The sequence below is a fragment of the Paraburkholderia aromaticivorans genome (assembly GCF_012689525.1).
GTDB lineage: Bacteria > Pseudomonadota > Gammaproteobacteria > Burkholderiales > Burkholderiaceae > Paraburkholderia > Paraburkholderia aromaticivorans_A.
On sequence record NZ_CP051516.1, the window covers coordinates 1,510,829 to 1,527,742 of the forward strand.

Annotated in this window: 16 protein-coding genes; 11 read left to right on the forward strand and 5 right to left on the reverse strand. The window is 63.0% G+C overall.

The window, feature by feature from the left end; all coding sequences use genetic code 11:
* Positions 1 to 162: 162 nt before the first annotated feature.
* Both HF916_RS34680 and HF916_RS34685 read right to left on the reverse strand, forming a co-directional pair.
* On the reverse strand, positions 163 to 1,416 hold the full coding sequence (locus tag HF916_RS34680; protein ID WP_168793320.1) for an MFS transporter: 1,254 nt from the start codon (positions 1,414 to 1,416) through the stop codon (positions 163 to 165).
* Positions 1,413 to 2,399: a PRC-barrel domain-containing protein gene (locus HF916_RS34685; protein ID WP_168793321.1), complete on the reverse strand. Its 987-nt coding sequence runs from the start codon at positions 2,397 to 2,399 to the stop codon at positions 1,413 to 1,415. The genes HF916_RS34680 and HF916_RS34685 overlap by 4 nt, the downstream gene beginning before the upstream one ends.
* A 455-nt stretch (positions 2,400 to 2,854) precedes the next feature.
* On the opposite strand from HF916_RS34685, the gene HF916_RS34690 reads away from it, so the two are divergent.
* The 4 genes from HF916_RS34690 (at position 2,855) to HF916_RS34705 (ending at position 6,063) form a co-directional block, all read left to right on the forward strand.
* The gene (locus HF916_RS34690; protein WP_168793322.1) at positions 2,855 to 4,237 is read left to right on the forward strand and encodes an NCS2 family permease; all 1,383 of its coding nucleotides are present in this window, start codon (positions 2,855 to 2,857) and stop codon (positions 4,235 to 4,237) included.
* A 280-nt stretch (positions 4,238 to 4,517) separates the two neighbouring features.
* On the forward strand, positions 4,518 to 4,943 hold the full coding sequence (locus HF916_RS34695; RefSeq protein ID WP_168793323.1) for an ArsR/SmtB family transcription factor: 426 nt from the start codon (positions 4,518 to 4,520) through the stop codon (positions 4,941 to 4,943).
* Positions 4,940 to 5,278, forward strand: a complete 339-nt coding sequence (locus HF916_RS34700; protein ID WP_240975803.1) for an SRPBCC family protein — start codon at positions 4,940 to 4,942, stop codon at positions 5,276 to 5,278. Before HF916_RS34695 ends, HF916_RS34700 begins: the two co-directional genes overlap by 4 nt.
* A 47-nt stretch (positions 5,279 to 5,325) precedes the next feature.
* Positions 5,326 to 6,063: a DUF899 domain-containing protein gene (locus HF916_RS34705; RefSeq protein ID WP_168793325.1), complete on the forward strand. Its 738-nt coding sequence runs from the start codon at positions 5,326 to 5,328 to the stop codon at positions 6,061 to 6,063.
* A gap of 44 nt (positions 6,064 to 6,107) precedes the next feature.
* Here HF916_RS34705 and HF916_RS34710 read toward each other — a convergent pair whose 3' ends face one another.
* A complete protein-coding gene (locus HF916_RS34710; protein WP_168793326.1) occupies positions 6,108 to 6,965 on the reverse strand; it encodes a helix-turn-helix transcriptional regulator in 858 nt (285 codons plus the stop codon).
* A 139-nt stretch (positions 6,966 to 7,104) separates the two neighbouring features.
* On the opposite strand from HF916_RS34710, the gene HF916_RS34715 reads away from it, so the two are divergent.
* Complete coding sequence (locus HF916_RS34715; RefSeq protein ID WP_168793327.1) at positions 7,105 to 7,941, forward strand: carbon-nitrogen hydrolase family protein; 837 nt, start codon at positions 7,105 to 7,107, stop codon at positions 7,939 to 7,941.
* Between the two features lie 193 nt (positions 7,942 to 8,134).
* Positions 8,135 to 9,493 carry an APC family permease gene (locus tag HF916_RS34720; protein WP_168793328.1) on the forward strand — a complete coding sequence of 453 codons (1,359 nt, stop codon included), beginning with the start codon at positions 8,135 to 8,137 and terminating at the stop codon, positions 9,491 to 9,493.
* 84 nt (positions 9,494 to 9,577) lie between these two features.
* On the opposite strand, the gene HF916_RS34725 is transcribed toward HF916_RS34720, so the two are convergent.
* Positions 9,578 to 9,760: a hypothetical protein gene (locus HF916_RS34725; RefSeq protein WP_012432554.1), complete on the reverse strand. Its 183-nt coding sequence runs from the start codon at positions 9,758 to 9,760 to the stop codon at positions 9,578 to 9,580.
* 193 nt (positions 9,761 to 9,953) lie between these two features.
* Positions 9,954 to 10,877, reverse strand: a complete 924-nt coding sequence (locus HF916_RS34730) for an NAD-dependent epimerase/dehydratase family protein (protein ID WP_168793329.1) — start codon at positions 10,875 to 10,877, stop codon at positions 9,954 to 9,956.
* Between the two features lie 107 nt (positions 10,878 to 10,984).
* Between HF916_RS34730 and HF916_RS34735 the strand changes: the two genes are divergently transcribed.
* The 5 genes from HF916_RS34735 (at position 10,985) to HF916_RS34755 (ending at position 16,885) form a co-directional block, all read left to right on the forward strand.
* Positions 10,985 to 11,881, forward strand: coding sequence for a LysR family transcriptional regulator (locus tag HF916_RS34735; protein WP_168793330.1), 897 nt, complete (start codon positions 10,985 to 10,987; stop codon positions 11,879 to 11,881).
* A gap of 368 nt (positions 11,882 to 12,249) precedes the next feature.
* Positions 12,250 to 13,773 (forward strand): histidine ammonia-lyase, encoded by a 1,524-nt coding sequence (gene hutH / locus HF916_RS34740; RefSeq protein WP_206002035.1) that lies wholly within the window; start codon positions 12,250 to 12,252, stop codon positions 13,771 to 13,773.
* A 24-nt stretch (positions 13,774 to 13,797) separates the two neighbouring features.
* Positions 13,798 to 14,493 (forward strand): histidine utilization repressor, encoded by a 696-nt coding sequence (gene hutC, locus HF916_RS34745; RefSeq protein WP_012432558.1) that lies wholly within the window; start codon positions 13,798 to 13,800, stop codon positions 14,491 to 14,493.
* A gap of 62 nt (positions 14,494 to 14,555) precedes the next feature.
* Positions 14,556 to 16,244, forward strand: coding sequence for a urocanate hydratase (gene hutU / locus HF916_RS34750; RefSeq protein ID WP_168793331.1), 1,689 nt, complete (start codon positions 14,556 to 14,558; stop codon positions 16,242 to 16,244).
* A 2-nt stretch (positions 16,245 to 16,246) separates the two neighbouring features.
* Positions 16,247 to 16,885 carry a HutD/Ves family protein gene (locus HF916_RS34755; RefSeq protein WP_168795751.1) on the forward strand — a complete coding sequence of 213 codons (639 nt, stop codon included), beginning with the start codon at positions 16,247 to 16,249 and terminating at the stop codon, positions 16,883 to 16,885.
* Positions 16,886 to 16,914: the final 29 nt, after the last annotated feature.

The window sequence follows — 16,914 nt, forward strand, 5'->3', positions numbered from 1 at the left end:
CTTTCCTTGATTTGTTAGTGGTCTATACACGGCGGCAAAGAGAAGTAGGTGCCGCCCCGCACAGGGGCAACGCCAATAGACCACCAACAAATCAAGGAAAGGCCAACACCCCAAAAACACCCAACCAAACAACCCGCCACACTGGCAAAAAAACCTGACCAATCACCGAGCCGCCGACTTCCCCCCATCCGCCACCGGCGCCTCATCCTCAGCCGCCGCATCGCGAGTCTCCGGCATCGCCGCCCACACCAGCAAAACAGCCAACGCCCCAGCCGCGGCCAACCCAAAAAAGCTCACCGCATTGCCAAAGTGATCGGCGACAAACCCAGCAGCGGTAGTACTTAACGTAGCCCCAATCCCAGCCGCCAACCCAAACAACCCAATACACAGGTTATAACGCCCCTTACCGCCAGCCACATCGGCGGCAATCAACGGCAGCATCACCCCAAACACCGCAGCGCTCAACCCATCGAGCATCTGCACCGGCACCAGCAAATAGGGGCTGCTAATCCCGGCAAACAACAACGCCCGTATCGGCAACGCCGAAAACCCGAGCAGCAGAATCGGCCGACGCCCCCATCGCTCGGCCGAGCGTCCGACCCACGGCGACATCATCGCCACGATCGCCTGCGGCACGATGATGCACGCCGCGATCACGAGCTGCACGTTGTCGCCCATGCCGGCCGTCACTTCGCCGGCGGCGAGATTCAGCATCGCCGCATTCGACAAATGGAACAGCACGATGCACGCGGCGAACAGCAGCATCCGCTTGTCGCGCAGCAACTCGCGCAGGCTCTCGCGCCGCTCGATCTGCTGCGGCGTCGGCCCGGACCTGGGAAGCTCGACGGTGTCGGTGCGCTGGATCATCGTCAACGCGAACAGCGCGGGCACGGCGAGCGCGGCGGTCAGCCAGAACACCGCGCGCGGCGAATAGTATTCGCCGAACACGCCCATCAGGCCGGCCGCGACCGCGCTGCCGATCGATGCCCAACGCGCGTTGCGTCCCAGCCGGTCGCCGAGATTCGCCCGTCCCACCAGCGCGAACGAGATCGCGGCGAGCGCGGGCGTCAGCATGCAGCTCGCGAAGCCGTGAAAGACCTCGGCGGCGATCACCGGCAGCACCGTCGGACTGACGGCCAGCAGCACCGCGCTCAGGATGATCGCGATGATCGCCCAGGCCGCCGCGCCTTTCTTGTTGCGCAAGGCATCGACGGCGGCGCCGCCGGGCACCTGGCTCACCATCGCGCTGATCGTGCCCACCGAAAGCGCCATGCCGATCTCGCCCTGCGTCCATTTATGCGAGGCGAGATAGGACGCGATGAACGGTCCAAAACCCGTTTGCACATTGGCGACGAAAAAATTCAGCCAATCGAGCGCGCGCAAGCTGCGCGCCGTTACCAGAGTGCGGCCTATCATCGGGCCGCCCGTGCGTTGGACACCGCCGTGGACGTGGCCGCGGCGGCCGGCGCCGCAACAGCGGCGGGCGCGGAAGCAGGAGCGGGCGCAGGTGCAGGCGGTGGCGCCGGCGACACCGCGCGAATCGGTTTGTCGCTAGCGTAAGGCGGTGTCGCGTTGATCTGCGCATCGCTCAGATCAATGAGCGGATGCAACTCCTTATCCTTCGTGACGAAGCGCAGCGCCGACCAGTTGGCGGCAATCGTGCGCCGTTCGGTGCTGACCATGCCGTTGACGTCGAGCACGACCGCCTGCGGTTGCGCGTTCGCATCGATCAGCACGTCGATCACGCGGCCGACCTTGGCGCCGTTCGAGCGCTCGACAGTGGCGTCGATCAGCGGCAATTGCACGGCAACCGCGGCGGCCTTGGCTGCGTTCGCCGGAACCGCGGCGGCATTGAGCGTGATGGGGGCGGCTTTCGCTGTCGGCGTGAAGCGGAACGCGCTCCACGGGAAGCTCACCTTGCGGTCGCCGACACCCAGGAAGCCTTGCAGGTTCACGACCATCTCACGCGGCTTGCCGCCGGCGTCCGCGATCAGATCGACGGCGCGTCCGACCACTTTGCCGTCGGGCTTCTGCACTTCGCTGTCGAGCAGCGCGTGCGCCTCGTTGCGCTCGATGGTGCGCAGCACGATCAGCGGCGGGGGCGGCGGCGGGGGCGGCGGAGGAGCCGTGACAACAGGTGGCGGGGGCTCGACCTTGTGCGGCTTGACGACCGGCTTCTTCGGCTTTTTCGATTGCTCGGGTTCGGCCGCTTCGGTCTCGACCGGTTCTGGCGCGGAGGCGGCCACCGGCGCGCTGGCGGGCTCGACCGGCATCACCGTGGCTTCGACGATCGGCGCCTGCTGCGGGCCCCACAGCAGGCTGCAACCGGACAGCGCGAACAGCGCGAAGACAGCAAGAATCAAAAGACGCCAGGCAGGACGCGAAAAACCGCCGCTCATCAAGAAGGACTCCATGGGCCGGTGCGGACGGGCGCAGTGGGCCGCCGCAGTTAAGACAGGTACGGGCCAGAGTGTAACCCGCGACGTCGGGCGGCCCCGGTTTTGCAGGCGATCTGACAGGTTGCCCCAAGCACGGTTCATGCCGCGCGCCGCGACTTCAGCGGCTCGTCGAAGTCCGTTTTTCAAGCGTGAAAACCCTCAAAACCCTTTCAGATCTGTGTGACAAACGGTAGGTGTAAACGCGCGGGCCGTGAAGCTACTTTGGCGTCCCTTAAAGGATATAAGCATCGCGACATGTCAGGCATGCCATCCATGCGATGGGAGATATATTTGTGTTGCCCTACATTTCGAGACAGCAAAAAGACCCCACCCACACTAAACCAACGCAACGAGACGACCCTGATGGCGACCGCACCGGCGGCCGCTTCAGTACGCTGATAAAGGAGGCACTCATCATGATAGAACCCCACGCCCAACCGATTTCTGAAGTCGGCGCCGAATCATTCGACGGAAAGGGCTTTCTCGACCGCTACTTTGAAATCTCTTCACGCGGCAGTTCGCAGCGTCAGGAAATCGTCGCGGGTATCACGACCTTCCTCGCGATGGTCTATTCCGTGTTCGTCGTGCCGGGCATGTTCGGCAAAGCGGGCTTCGACACCAGCGCGGTGTTCGTCGCCGTCTGTCTGACCACGGCTTTCGGCTCGCTGCTGATGGGCGTGTGGGCGCGCCTGCCGATCGCGATCGGCTGCGCGATTTCGCTGACGGCGTTCACCGCGTTCGGCCTCGTGCTTGGCAAGGGCTTGCATCCGAACGTGGCGCTCGGCGCGGTGTTTCTGATGGGCGTGGTGTTCACCGCGATTTCGGTGACGGGCGTGCGTTCGTGGATTTTGCGCAATTTGCCGACGGGCATCGCGCACGGCACGGGGATCGGCATCGGCCTGTTCCTGTTGCTGATCGCCGCCAACGACGTGGGTCTTGTCGTGAAGAATCCTGGCGCGGGTCTGCCGGTCGCGCTCGGCAATATCACGGCGTTGCCGGCCATCATGTCGGTTGCGGGTCTCGCGGCCATCTTCGGTCTGGTGCGCCGCCGCGTGCCAGGCTCGATCCTGATCGTGATCGTGGCGATTTCGGCGATTGCGTTCGTGATCGATCCGGCGATGTCGTTCCACGGCGTCTTCGCGGTGCCGTCGCTCAGCGCGCCGGGTCACGCTTCGCTGATCGGCGCAATGGACATCAAGGGCGCGTTGTCGATGGCGGTTCTGCCTAGCGTGCTGGCTCTCGTGATGACCGCGGTGTTCGACGCCACCGGTACGATTCGCGCCGTCGCGGGACAAGCGGGGCAGCTCGATGCAAACGGCCGCATCATCAACGGTGGCCGCGCCTTGACGGCCGACTCGCTGAGTTCGATTTTCTCGGGCCTGCTCGGCGGCGCGCCGGCAGCGGCGTATATCGAATCGACGGTCGGCGTGGCGGCAGGCGCGAAGACCGGCATGGCGGCAGCGGTGGTCGGTCTGCTGTTCCTCGTGGTGATGTTCTTCTCGCCGCTCGCCAGCCTCGTGCCTTCGTATGCAACGGCGCCCGCGCTGATGTACGTGGGTCTGCTGATGCTCTCGAACGTCAGCAAGCTGCATATGGACGACATGGTCGACTCGATGTCGGGCCTGATGTGCGCGGTGTTCATCGTGCTGACCGCCAACATCGTGACGGGCATCATGCTCGGCTTCGCGACGCTGGTGATCGGCCGCGTGGTCAGCGGCGAATATCGCAAGCTGAACGTGGGCACGGTTGTCATCGCGATCGTGCTGGTGGGTTTCTATCTCGGCGGCTGGGCGATCTGATCGTCACGTCATGGACTCGGGCGTTGCACGGGTCTCGCCGGGTTTCAGTATCAATCTGTTGAATCTGTGCTGGAAAGCGAGAGCAGGGCGGTGCGCTTCTGGCTGCTTTGCTTAAGCCTGTAGTCGGTTGTTCTCCACCTTTGACGCGGCGCGTTGCAGGCTTCATCTGCGGCTCGCCGCGTATCTTTTTTTGCCGTGCTCCCCACTTAACTTTTCGCGCGCTTTACGAAAACGCGTACCTGTCCTTGACTTTAGTTGCTTCGTTTCTATACTTAACCTCATGGTTAAGTTTAACGAAGCGCTACTGGATCGCACCTTTGCCGCGCTGTCCGACCCGACACGGCGTGCGTTGCTCGCGCGTCTATCGTCGAAAGATCTGTCGGTCAGCGAACTCGCCGAGCCGTTTGCGATGTCCTTGCCCGCTGTGATGAAACACCTCGACGTATTGAGCGAGGCGGGTCTCATCACGCGCAGCAAAACCGGCCGCACGGTGGCGTGCCGCCTGTCCGCCGGGCCGATGGAAGAAGCCATGGAATGGCTTGGCCGCTATCAGCGTTTCTGGTCCGAATCACTCGATCGTCTGGCCGTTTTCGTCGAAGAGGAGCAAGCCCCATGTCCGCCCAGCCCAGCCTCACCCTCCAGCGGCGTCTCAACGCCGCGCCAGCCAAAGTCTTCCGCGCCTGGACGGAACCGGCGCAATTCATGACGTGGATGCATCCGGGCGGCGCGGACGTGGTGCGCGTGGAAATGGATGTGCGCATCGACGGACGTTACGCGATCGTCTATCGCAAGCCGGACGGCAACGAGGTCGAAGTCGGCGGCCAATATCTGGAGGTGGTGCCCGACCGCAAGCTCGTCTTCACATGGGTGTGGCGCTACAGCCCGGAACATGAATCGCAGGTCACGCTGCTGCTGGAGCCGGATGGCGACGCCACATGGCTCACGCTCACGCACGAACGTCTCGCCGACGACGCGCAGCGCGAGGATCATCGCCGCGGCTGGACCGATGGAATCGATTCGCTGGAACGCTACGTGGCGTGAGTTCGTTTGTATTCGTTAATCTGCTCGAAGCAGGGAAGGAGACGCACATGGAACCGCAACACCGTATTGCCTCACGAGACGAATGGCTGGCCGCCAGCAGGACATTGCTAGCCGAGGAAAAAGCGCACATGCGCGCCAGCGACGAACTCGCGGACAAACGCCGCGCGCTGCCCTGGGTGAAGGTCGACAAAACGTATACCTTCGATACGCCGCAGGGACGCAAGACGCTCGCCGATCTGTTCGATGGACGCAGCCAGTTGATCGTTTATCACTTCATGCTGGGCGCGGATTGGGAAGAGGGCTGCGTCGGCTGCTCGTTCCTGTCGGATCACATGACGGGGATCGTCACGCATCTCGAGCATCACGATGTGTCGTACGTGACGGTGTCGCATGCGCCGCTCGCGAAGATCGAGGGTTTCAGGAAACGCATGGGCTGGACCTTCCCGTGGGTGTCATCGGCCGGCAGCGATTTCAATTTCGACTATCACGTGTCGTTCACGCCCGAACAACTGGCGAGCAAGAAAGCGTTCTACAACTTCACCGAGCAGGACGTCGGCATCGACGAGCAACACGGTCATAGCGTGTTTTATAAGGACGAGATGGGCGACGTGTATCACACGTATTCTGTCTATGGACGCGGCGACGAACGCTTCATCAACACCTACGCGCATCTGGACGTCACGCCGAAAGGCCGCAATGAAGCCGGCAGTCTGACCGACTGGGTCAGGCATCACGACCGCTACGAAGAGAAGTCGCAAGGCGGCTGCGCCGCATGTGATTCTTGACGGAACCAGGCGCTAACTCAGGCTCGCGTTAAAAAGCGGGGACGTCATGCACCTTGGCGTCCCGCTTCGTAAAACAGCGCGAACAGTTCCGACTGTGAATTGACGTTCAGTTTTGTATAGATGTGCTTCTTGTGTGCGCGCACGGTCTCGAACGAGATCGCCAGTTTCTCCGCGATGGCGCGCGTCGAAAATCCGCTCAAGGTCAGCATTGCCACTTCCACTTCGCGTGCAGTGAGCGATGCTCGGCCGCCCGAAGAGGCGACCTGTTCGAAGCGCGCGGCGTAAGCGGGCGTGTCCGTGGACACGAGCGTTTCCGTTTCCGTTGCCGTTGCCGTTTCAGCGCCGGCCTCGGTCAAGGCCGGCTGCGCCGTGCCGAACGCCTCGTACGGCAAACGCTGCCGCAACAACGCAATCACCCACGGCGCGCACAGCGCGAGCACGGCCAGATCGCGCTCGCCATAGCGTTGCGTCGCGCCGATCGAAAAGGCGAGCGTGTGCCGTGCGTCGATCATGTAGTTGAAATGCACCTCGTCGCCGACGATATTCTTCCTGAAGTACCGCTGGTAGTAATCGGTCATCGAGAAGTTGTCGGGCGCGACATCGGCTAGCGTGACGAAGCCCGACGCGGGCTTCTCGGTAGCGGCGATATAGAACGGATCGAGTTGATAGAGCGCGGCCAGATAGTCCTGGAACATCGTATCCACGGTGCCGTCCGGCATCGGCGATTCGGCGCAGACGAGCGGCGCTTCGCCGGGTGTGAAGCGCAACGCGACCCAATTGTCGAAGGCCACATAGCGTTCGAGCGCGCGCGTGAGGCGGGTCCAGAATTGCGCGCTATCGAGGGCTTCGATAACCGCGCCGATCTCGCGATGAAAGGCCAGATCGCGCCATTCGAGTTCCATGCGTGCTCCGATGAGGGTAACCCAGCAGGGTAATTACGAACAAAAATATGTCTGGTAATAATAGGCCCAACCTGATCGCGGGGCGGTTGAAAACGGCCGCCATTCAACGCGAGGCGAACGGGCATGGAAAGGAGACACAATGCTTCAACTCGAACTGGCACAGATTCCCGTCGTGGATGGCGCTGTGGGCGTCGACGGCGCGAACGTGCAACGCGTGCTGCAAATCATCGGCCAGCGTTCGGCCGAAACCGATCTGATCGTGTTTCCCGAAACCACGCTGTCGGGCTTCCCCACACGGGATAACGTACGTGAAGTGGCGGAAGCCATCGACGGTCCGTCGCTCACCGCGGTGCGCCATGCAGCACGCGAAGCACGCGTGGCGGTGGCGGTGGGCCTCGCCGAGCGCGACGGCAGCCGCTTTTTCAATACCACGGTGCTGGTCGACGAACGCGGCGAGATCGCGCTGCGCTATCGCAAGACCCACCTGTGGGCCTCGGACGTCGGCGTGTTCGAACCGGGCGACCGCTACGAAGTATGCAGCTTCAAGGGCATGACCGTCGGTCTGCTGATCTGCTACGACATCGAATTTCCCGAAACGGCGCGCGCGGTTGCCTCGCTCGGCGCTGACCTGCTAATCGTGACCAACGGCAACATGGACCCATTCGGGCCCGTGCATCGCCGGGCCATCGTGGCGCGCGCCATGGAAAACCAGATGTTCGCGGCGCTCGTCAATCGTATCGGTCCCGGCGACGACAACCTGACGTTTCCCGGCGAATCGGCGCTGATCGATCCGTTCGGCGACGTGGTGAGCGACGCGGGCCAGCAGGAAACCGTGCTGCGCGCGACGCTCGACCGCGCGCGTCTCGAAGGCGCGCGCGAACACTACCGTTACCTGCACGACGCGCGCATCTCGCTCGATCTTGCCACGGAAGACGGCGTGCAGGGCCAACGCGCGCGCGTGATTCGCGCGCGCTGAAGCGAACACCCGGACAAATACACGACCAGGCTGGCGCGCCGTTCCAACGGCGGCGCACCCAAGCCTGGCACATCAGTTAAAGACATCGGCGCGAATCCCGCGCTGCCAGCAAGTTCGACCGACCGGCTCGACCAGGGCGCGTGCCATAGCGCGCCCGAGGCGGCGCTTGTCCATTCGCAAGAGGAGACACTGTATGACTTCATCATCACCTGCCGCCGAACCCGCGGCCCCGCGCAGCGCGCATCTGAAGCGCACGCTCGGCCTGCCTTCGGTTCTGCTGTTCGGCCTCGCCTACATGGCGCCGCTGATCGTCTACGGGACGTATGGCGTGCTGGCGAGCGCCAGCCAGGACACCGCGGCGCTCGCTTATCTGATCGCGCTGATTGCGATCGTGTTCACGGCGCTCAGTTACGGCAAGCTCGCGCGGCTCTTCCCGGTAGCCGGTTCGGCCTATACGTACACGCGCAAAACCTTCAATCCGCATCTCGGCTTCATGATCGGCTGGGCCACCTTGCTCGATTATTTTTTCCTGCCGATGGTGATCTGGCTAATCGGCGCCGCTTATCTGAGTGCCGCATTTCCGCACGTGCCGAGCTGGATCTGGATCGTCGCTTTCATTGTGCTGACGAGTGCGCTGAACATTCTCGGCCTCGAACTCGCGAACCGTTTCAACATCGTGCTGATGGTGGTGCAACTGGCGATCGTCGCATTGTTCGTGGTGCTGTGCTGCCACTATGTGACGGCGGCCGTTGGACCCGGCGGTCTCATTTCGGCCGAGCCGTTCTTCAAGCCGCACGTGCCGTTCTCGGCGACGATGGCCGGCGCCGCGATCGCCGCCTATTCGTATCTCGGCTTCGACGCGGTCTCTACGCTGACGGAAGAAACCATCGCCCCTGAAAAGACCATGCCCCGCGCCATCGTGCTGATCGCGCTGATCGGCGGCGCGATCTTCGTGATCGCGGCGTACACGGTGCAACTCGCGCATCCGGGCGCGGTGTTCAAGGACCCGGATTCGGCGGCCTTCGAAGTCGCGCGCAAAGTGGGCGGCGATATTTTCGTCACGGTGTTTCTGGCGGGTCTGATTCTCGCGCAGTTTGCCTCGGGCATCTCGGCGCAGGCGAGCGTGGGACGTCTGTTGTATGCCATGGGTCGTGATGAAGTGCTGCCCAAACGCATCTTCGGTTTCGTGCATCCGAAGTTCAAGACGCCGGCGCTGAACATCGCGATCGCGGGCGCAATCGGTCTCGTCGCCTTGAAGCTCGATGTGGCGACGTCAACGTCGTTCATCAACTTCGGTGCGTTCCTTGCGTTCACGGCGGTCAATCTCTGCGTGATTCGCCAGTTCTTCAACGCGAAGGGCAGTGCGCATGCAATGGGCGTGATCGGCGGCTTGCTGTTCCCGCTGGCCGGTGCGCTTGCCGATGTGTGGCTGCTGGTGAGTCTGGAGAAGACGGCGCTGGTGCTCGGCGCGGTGTGGTTCGTGTTGGGCTTGTGTTATCTCGGCTGGATCACGCGCTGTTTTCGCCGGGCGCCGCCGGAAGTCGCGATTTGATCGAACGGCTTGCGCTCGTGGGTGAGCGGGGCCGTAGTGGGAGTGACGCCGCCGCGTGCGGCGTCGCACTCGAAGCGCTCATGTTCAGAGCGACATGTCGAAGGCGGGCCTGAGGAATAGCTCGATCGCCATCACGACGAGTCCCATCGCGGCCGCTGACAACGTCAGCGTGCCGTATTCGTCGTAGCGTGCATCGTAGAGACACGCCACGACGAAGAGAATCGCCAGCAGATTAGTTAGCCAATCGAAATTCAGCGCCAAAGTCATCGATCAAATCCGGGCTCATGTGCGGCTCGGATTGTCGAATCGCACGATCAGGTGAGCGCGATTCTATCGAGTCGAGCTTACGGATTCGCAACGACAACGCTTACACTAATTACGCACTGGAGGGTGCAATCGGCGCCCGGAAGAAATCCTCTTGCGGGACTCTTCCGGAGACATCAAAGGAAATCCCCTTGGCTTACGCCGCGGACGAAGTCTGCTCGGAAGACATCATGTCGTGTTCGATCCAGTCGATCACGGAAGTGCGCTTCGGTTGCCATCCAAGCAGCGTGCGGGCGCGCTCACCGCGCACGCGGCTATTCGAGCCGAGGCCGTACGAGGCCATTTCGTAGCCCCATTCCTTTTGCGCGTCTTCGAGCGGCCAGTCTTGCGGCTCGCCGAGCTTCATCGCGCGCGCAATCGCGGCGCTCATGTCGCGGAACGACGCCTCGCCGCTTTCGACGAAGTAGAACGTGCCCGGCGGCGTTTTATCCAGCGCGAGTCGATACAGTTCGGCGACGTCGTCGATAAAGACGTTCGACCAGATATTGCCGCCGCTGCCCACATGACGCACCACGCCGCTCTTTTGCGCCTGACGCACGAGGCGCGGCAGTTGCACGCTCGCGCTGCCCGGCACTGCGCCATGGCCGTAGATCAGCGTGTTGCAGAACACCGCCGAGCGGATATTCAGCTTGGCTGAATTGAGCACCAGCAGGTCGATCGCGACGCGCGCCACTTTGTCGGGCGTCGGCTCGGGCAGCGCGTCTTCGTGATAGATGCGCGCCTGACCCGCTTCGCCGCCCGACGCATCGCCGACGATGCTCGAACCGCTCGTATGCAGGAACGTTTTGCCGGAGCCGGCGAGTCCGTCGATCAGCGCCTTCACCGCGCCTTCATGATCGCTGCTCGCGGCGTTGATGACGGCGTCGGCGGCTTGCGCTTCGGCAATCAGCAACGCGCGGTCGTCGAGCGTGCCGATCATGGGTTCGATGCCGAGCCGCTTCAGCTCGGCGCTATGGTCGGCGTTGCGGATCAAACCGCGCACGGTGTGGCCGCTGCGCGCGAGATGCGCCGCAATCGAACCGCCGATAAAACCGCTTGCACCTGTGATGAAAATCTTCAAGACGTTCTCCTTTGATGAGAAACACGATGACATGCACGCAGTATCCGCCGTCTTGATTCTCGCAAAAAGCGTGTTAGTCTCAAATCAAACTTGATTTCAAATCAACAATGAAAACTTCCACCGACGAGTTGCTGGTGTTCGTCACGGTGATCGACAGCGGCTCGATCACCGCGGCTGCGGAGAAATTGGGCCAAACCGTCTCCGGCGTGAGCCGCGCACTCACGCGCCTCGAAAAGAAACTCGATACCGCACTGGTGAGGCGCACGACGCGCCGTCTGCAACTCACCGAAGAGGGCGAGACCTTCCTGCAGCGCGCGCGGGCGATTCTGGACGCGATGGAAGAGGCCGAAGAGTCCGTCACGCGCGGACGCGAGCGGCCCTCGGGGCGCCTGCGTATCGATGCGGCGTCGCCCTTCATGCTGCATTGCGTGGCGCCGCATATGACGGCGTTTTCGGCGCTGTATCCGGAGATCAGGCTGGAGCTGACCAGCAACGAACGGATCGTGGATCTGCTGGAGCAGAAGGTGGACATCGCGATCCGCATCGGCGAATTGCAGGATTCGACCTTGCATGCGCGCGCCCTCGGCACCAGCAAGCTGCGAGTGCTCGCGAGTCCGGCGTATCTGGCCGAATATGGCGAGCCGAAATCGGTGGAAGCGTTGCGCGAGCATCGGCTGATCGGCTTCACGGCGCCGGAGCATCTGAATCGCTGGCCGTTGCGGGAAGGGCGCAAGGGCGGCGGAGAATCGTTGAAGATCGAGCCGGCGATCACCGCCTCGAGCGGCGAGACATTGCGGCAACTGGTGCTGTCGGGATGGGGCATCGCGTGTCTCGCCGATTTCATGAGCGCGGCCGACGTGCGCGAAAAGCGTCTCGTGCCGATTCTCGGCAACCTGCTGGCGGACGAGCGGCAGCGGGTGAGCGCGGTGTATTACCAGAGCGCGTCGTTGGCGGGGCGCGTGCAGTGCTTTCTGGATTTCATCGCGGCGCGCGTGAGGCTTTAGCGGTGCCGTTGCATCACTAGTCGAATCAGCAGAAGCCCGCGGCTCGCCTGAGCGCGCGGGCTTTTTTGCGTCTCGAGCGGTCTCTTCTATGACGATCTTATAGGCCGCGAAGCGCGCCGGTTCACGGGCCAAATCTTTTTGTCCGCCTCGCGCCCGCGATTTTGAACGTGTATATACAAGTTCGAGCGGCAGTTCCTTGAAGGCGATCTGCGGCGAGCGGCAACGGAAATCTCGACAAAGGCAAGATCCAAGCCAAGCCTGCGTTTCGACCTAATGGAAACCCCTGGGCCAAAACCTCAAAAAACAAGTTGTATATACAAGCCGACGTCGCTAGACTTCTCTCAAATTGTATAGACAGGAAGACAACCATGATCAATCTGAAGCCCGGCCACCTGACTCTCCCGCAACTGCGCCAGATCGCCCGCGAACACGTCGCATTGCAACTCGATCCCGCCAGCCACGCCGCGATCGACACCTGCGCGCAAGCCGTCGCCGATATCGCCGCGAAGGGCGTGCCGGCCTACGGCATCAACACGGGCTTCGGGCGCCTCGCCAGCACGCATATCCCGCGCGACCAGCTCGAACTGCTGCAACGCAATCTGGTGCTCTCGCATGCAGTCGGCGTGGGCGAGCCGATGTCGCGTCCGGTCGTGCGCCTGTTGATCGCGTTGAAGCTTTCGAGCCTCGGCCGTGGTCACTCGGGCATCCGCCGCGAAGTGATGGAAGCGCTGATCACGCTGTACAACGCCGACGTGCTGCCGGTGATTCCGGTCAAGGGCTCGGTCGGCGCATCGGGCGACCTCGCGCCGCTCGCTCATATGTCGGCAGCGCTGCTCGGCGTCGGCGACGTGTTCGCGAAGGGCGAGCGCATCCCGGCCACCGAAGGTCTCGCGCTCGTCGGCCTCAAGCCGCTCACGCTGCAAGCCAAGGAAGGTCTGGCGCTGCTGAACGGCACGCAAGCTTCGACCGCGCTCGCGCTCTACAACATGTTCGCCATCGAAGACCTGTACCGCACCGCGCTGGTGTCGGGTGCGTTGTCGGTGGACGCGGCCATGGGTTCGGTCAAGCCGTTCGACGCGCGCATTCACGAATTGCGCGGCCATCAAGGTCAGATCGACGCGGCAGGCGCGTACCGCTCGCTGCTGCAAGGCTCGGGCATCAACGTCTCGCACGCCGATTGCGACAAGGTGCAGGACCCGTACAGCCTGCGCTGCCAGCCGCAAGTGATGGGCGCGTGTCTGGATCAGATGCGCCACGCCGCGAACGTGCTGCTGCTCGAAGCAAACGCCGTCTCCGACAATCCGCTGATTTTCCCGGACACCGGCGAAGTACTGTCCGGCGGTAACTTCCACGCGGAGCCGGTGGCCTTCGCCGCCGACAACCTCGCGCTCGCCGTCGCCGAAATCGGCGCACTGGCCGAACGCCGCATCGCGCTGCTGATTGACGCGACGCTGTCGGGTTTGCCGCCGTTCCTCGTGCGCGATGGTGGCGTGAATTCGGGCTTCATGATCGCTCACGTCACGGCCGCCGCGCTCGCTTCGGAAAACAAGACGCTCGCGCATCCGGCTTCGGTCGACTCGCTGCCCACATCGGCGAACCAGGAAGACCACGTGTCGATGGCGACCTTCGCTGCGCGCAAGCTCGGCGACATTGCTGAAAACACCGCGAACATTCTGTCGATCGAATTGCTCGCCGCTGCGCAAGGCGTCGATCTGCGCGCGCCGCACAAGACCAGCCCGAGCCTGCAAAAAGTGATGGACGCCGTGCGCAAGGACGTCGCGCATTACGAGCTCGATCACTACTTCGCACCGGATATCGCGGCGGTCACGCGTCTCGTGCAGAACGGCACGATCGCGAAGCTGAGCCCGCTCTCCTTCGCGTCCGAACAGTAAGCAGCAGCGAGGCACAGCAAGCCAATGAACGCACCGGCCTATCAGGGCATCAAGGACTTCATCCTCGCGCGCATTCATGCGGGCGAATGGGGCGAAGGCGACCAGGTGCCCTCCGAAAACGAGCTCGCGCGCGAATTCAACGTGGCGCGCATGACGGTCAACCGCGCGTTGCGCGAGCTGACTTCGGAGCAGGTGCTTACGCGTGTGCAAGGGTCGGGCACCTTCGTGGCCCGTCCCAAGTACGAGTCCACGCTGGTGGCGATCCGCAGCATCTCCGACGAAATCGTCGCGCGCGGTCATCGCTATCAGGCCAACGTGCTGCACATCGGCGCGAGCATCGCCGACGAAGCGCTCGCCGAGGAAATGCAGGTGAGCGCGGGCAGTCCGGTGTTTCATTCGCGCGTGCTGCATTTCGAAAACGACGAGCCGGTGCAACTCGAAGAGCGCTGGGTCAATCCGGCGGTCGCGCCCGAGTACGCGCTGCAGGACTTCACGAATACCACGCCGAACCAGTATCTCGTGCGCGTCGCGCCGTTGCAGCGGGTCGAGTACCGCATCGAGGCATTGGCTGCCGATGGCGATACGCGCGAGTTGCTGACCATGGACGAACTCGAGCCGTGCCTCGTGCTGCATCGACGCACGTGGTCGCAAAGCCAGGTCGCTTCGATCGCCAATCTCTGGCATCCCGGCAGCCGATATCGCTTCACCGGACATTTCTGACTCTGCCGTTTTTGCCGTACCCGAATCTTTTTCGACCATCTTCAAGCATTCCGAGGGCCATCATGAACAACCCGAAACACATCGACCCGCGTCTCGATCCCACCCGCACGATCCGCGCACCGCGCGGCGCGGAAAAGACCTGCAAGACCTGGATTGCGGAAGCTGCGTACCGGATGATCCAGAACAATCTGGATCCGGAAGTCGCCGAGCATCCGCATGCGCTGGTCGTGTACGGCGGTATTGGCCGTGCCGCGCGTAACTGGGATTGTTTCGATCAGATTCTCAAGTCGCTGAAGGATCTCGAAGAAAACGAAACGCTGTTGATTCAATCGGGCAAGCCGGTCGGCGTGTTCCGCACGCATGCCGACGCGCCGCGCGTGCTGCTGGCGAATTCGAATCTGGTGCCGCATTGGGCGACGTGGGAACACTTCCACGAACTCGATCGCAAGGGCCTGATGATGTACGGCCAGATGACGGCGGGCAGCTGGATCTACATCGGCAGCCAGGGCATCGTGCAGGGCACCTACGAGACATTCTTCTCGGTGGCGAACCAGCATTTCAACGGCGATCCTTCGGGCCGCTGGATTCTGACGGGCGGCTTGGGCGGCATGGGCGGCGCGCAACCGCTGGCGGCGACCATGGCCGGCTTTTCGATGATCGCGGTGGAATGCGACGAGTCGCGTATCGATTTCCGTCTGAAGACGCGTTACGTCGACAAGAAAGCGGCGACGCTCGACGAGGCGCTCGCCATGCTCGAGGAAGCGAAGAAAGCAGGCAAGCCGGTGTCGATCGGCCTGCTCGGCAATGCAGCCGATGTGTTCGCCGAATGCGTGACGCGTGGCATCACGCCGGATTGCGTGACCGACCAGACCAGCGCGCACGATCCGATTCACGGCTACCTGCCGCAAGGCTGGAATGTCGAAGACTGGCGCGAGCGTCAGAAGACCGTGCCGGACAGCATCATTCTGCCGGCCAAGCAGTCGATGGCCAAGCAGGTGCAAGCTATGCTCACGCTGCAGGAACGCGGCGCGGCCACGCTCGACTACGGCAACAACATCCGTCAGATGGCATTGGAAATGGGCGTGGAAAACGCGTTCGATTTCCCGGGCTTCGTGCCGGCGTATATCCGCCCGCTGTTCTGCGAAGGCAAGGGCCCGTTCCGCTGGGTCGCGTTGTCGGGCGATCCCGAGGACATCTACAAGACCGATGCGAAGGTCAAGGAACTGATTCCGGACGATCCGCATCTGCATAACTGGCTCGACATGGCGCACGAACGTATCGCGTTCCAGGGTTTGCCGGCGCGGATCTGCTGGGTCGGCGTGAAGGATCGCTATCGTCTGGGCCAGGCGTTCAACGAAATGGTTAAGAACGGCGAGCTGAAGGCGCCGATCGTGATTGGCCGCGATCACCTCGACACCGGTTCGGTGGCGAGCCCGAATCGCGAAACCGAATCGATGAAGGACGGCTCGGACGCGGTCAGCGACTGGCCGTTGCTCAACGCGCTGTTGAATACGGCGGGCGGTGCCTCGTGGGTCTCGCTGCATCATGGCGGCGGTGTCGGCATGGGCTTCAGCCAGCACTCGGGCGTCGTGATCGTCGCGGACGGCACGGATGCGGCGAAAGAGCGCCTCGGCCGTGTGCTGTTCAACGATCCGGCAACCGGCGTGATGCGTCACGCGGATGCGGGCTATGAACTCGCGCAGGAAACCGCGCGCGAGGCAGGTCTCAATCTGCCGATGCTGGGCCGTTGAGCGTGGCGCTTCACAGCACGCCTGTCGGCAGCGGCGCAAGCCTCACGCTGATTCGCGGCGCCGACCTCGTGGCGGCGCCGTGGAAGAACGGCGGCGGCGTCACGCGTGAAGTGGCGGCGTTTCCCGCAGACGCGGGGCTCGATGCCTTCGTGTGGCGGGTGAGCGTTGCCGATGTCGCGCAAGCCGGGCCGTTCTCGCGCTTTGCCGGCATCGATCGCACGCTGGTGCTGTTGTCCGGCGCGGGCATGTTGCTGGATGAGGCGGACGGTGCGCAAGGCGTGCAAGGTGTGAAAACACACGCGTTGACGCAAGCGCTCGCCATGGCCCGTTTCACCGGCGAGGCGCAGATCGACGCGCGTCTGGTCGACGGCGCGACACGCGACTTTAACCTGATGGTGCGGCGTGACGCGGCGCAGGGTGAAGTGGAAGTATGGCGCGGCGCAACGCAACGCGCGCTTTCCGCCGACGCGGTCCTGCTGTATTGCGCGGAAGGTTCGGTGTCGGTCACGCCGGGCGACGCGCAAGCGCTGTCGCTTGCAACCGGCGACACGCTGCGCATCGACACGCCGAACAAGCTGTCATGTATGGTCGAAGGTGCGGGCGCCTTGCTCGCAATCAGCATCCGCTACACGCAACGATGACGACGATTCGCGTGCGTGCTCGCCGCATA

Excerpts from the sequence above, each read along its gene's own strand:
- HF916_RS34680 (WP_168793320.1), bottom strand. The coding sequence starts at position 1,416 with ATGATAGGCCGCACTCTGGTAACGGCGCGCAGCTTGCGCGCGCTCGAT.
- HF916_RS34735 (WP_168793330.1), top strand. The coding sequence starts at position 10,985 with ATGAAAACTTCCACCGACGAGTTGCTGGTGTTCGTCACGGTGATCGAC.
- HF916_RS34705 (WP_168793325.1), top strand. The coding sequence starts at position 5,326 with ATGGAACCGCAACACCGTATTGCCTCACGAGACGAATGGCTGGCCGCC.
- HF916_RS34690 (WP_168793322.1), top strand. The coding sequence starts at position 2,855 with ATGATAGAACCCCACGCCCAACCGATTTCTGAAGTCGGCGCCGAATCA.
- HF916_RS34700 (WP_240975803.1), top strand. The coding sequence starts at position 4,940 with ATGACGTGGATGCATCCGGGCGGCGCGGACGTGGTGCGCGTGGAAATG.
- HF916_RS34715 (WP_168793327.1), top strand. The coding sequence starts at position 7,105 with ATGCTTCAACTCGAACTGGCACAGATTCCCGTCGTGGATGGCGCTGTG.
- hutC (WP_012432558.1), top strand. The coding sequence starts at position 13,798 with ATGAACGCACCGGCCTATCAGGGCATCAAGGACTTCATCCTCGCGCGC.
- HF916_RS34725 (WP_012432554.1), bottom strand. The coding sequence starts at position 9,760 with ATGACTTTGGCGCTGAATTTCGATTGGCTAACTAATCTGCTGGCGATT.
- HF916_RS34710 (WP_168793326.1), bottom strand. The coding sequence starts at position 6,965 with ATGGAACTCGAATGGCGCGATCTGGCCTTTCATCGCGAGATCGGCGCG.
- hutH (WP_206002035.1), top strand. The coding sequence starts at position 12,250 with ATGATCAATCTGAAGCCCGGCCACCTGACTCTCCCGCAACTGCGCCAG.
- hutU (WP_168793331.1), top strand. The coding sequence starts at position 14,556 with ATGAACAACCCGAAACACATCGACCCGCGTCTCGATCCCACCCGCACG.
- HF916_RS34720 (WP_168793328.1), top strand. The coding sequence starts at position 8,135 with ATGACTTCATCATCACCTGCCGCCGAACCCGCGGCCCCGCGCAGCGCG.
- HF916_RS34695 (WP_168793323.1), top strand. The coding sequence starts at position 4,518 with ATGGTTAAGTTTAACGAAGCGCTACTGGATCGCACCTTTGCCGCGCTG.
- HF916_RS34685 (WP_168793321.1), bottom strand. The coding sequence starts at position 2,399 with ATGAGCGGCGGTTTTTCGCGTCCTGCCTGGCGTCTTTTGATTCTTGCT.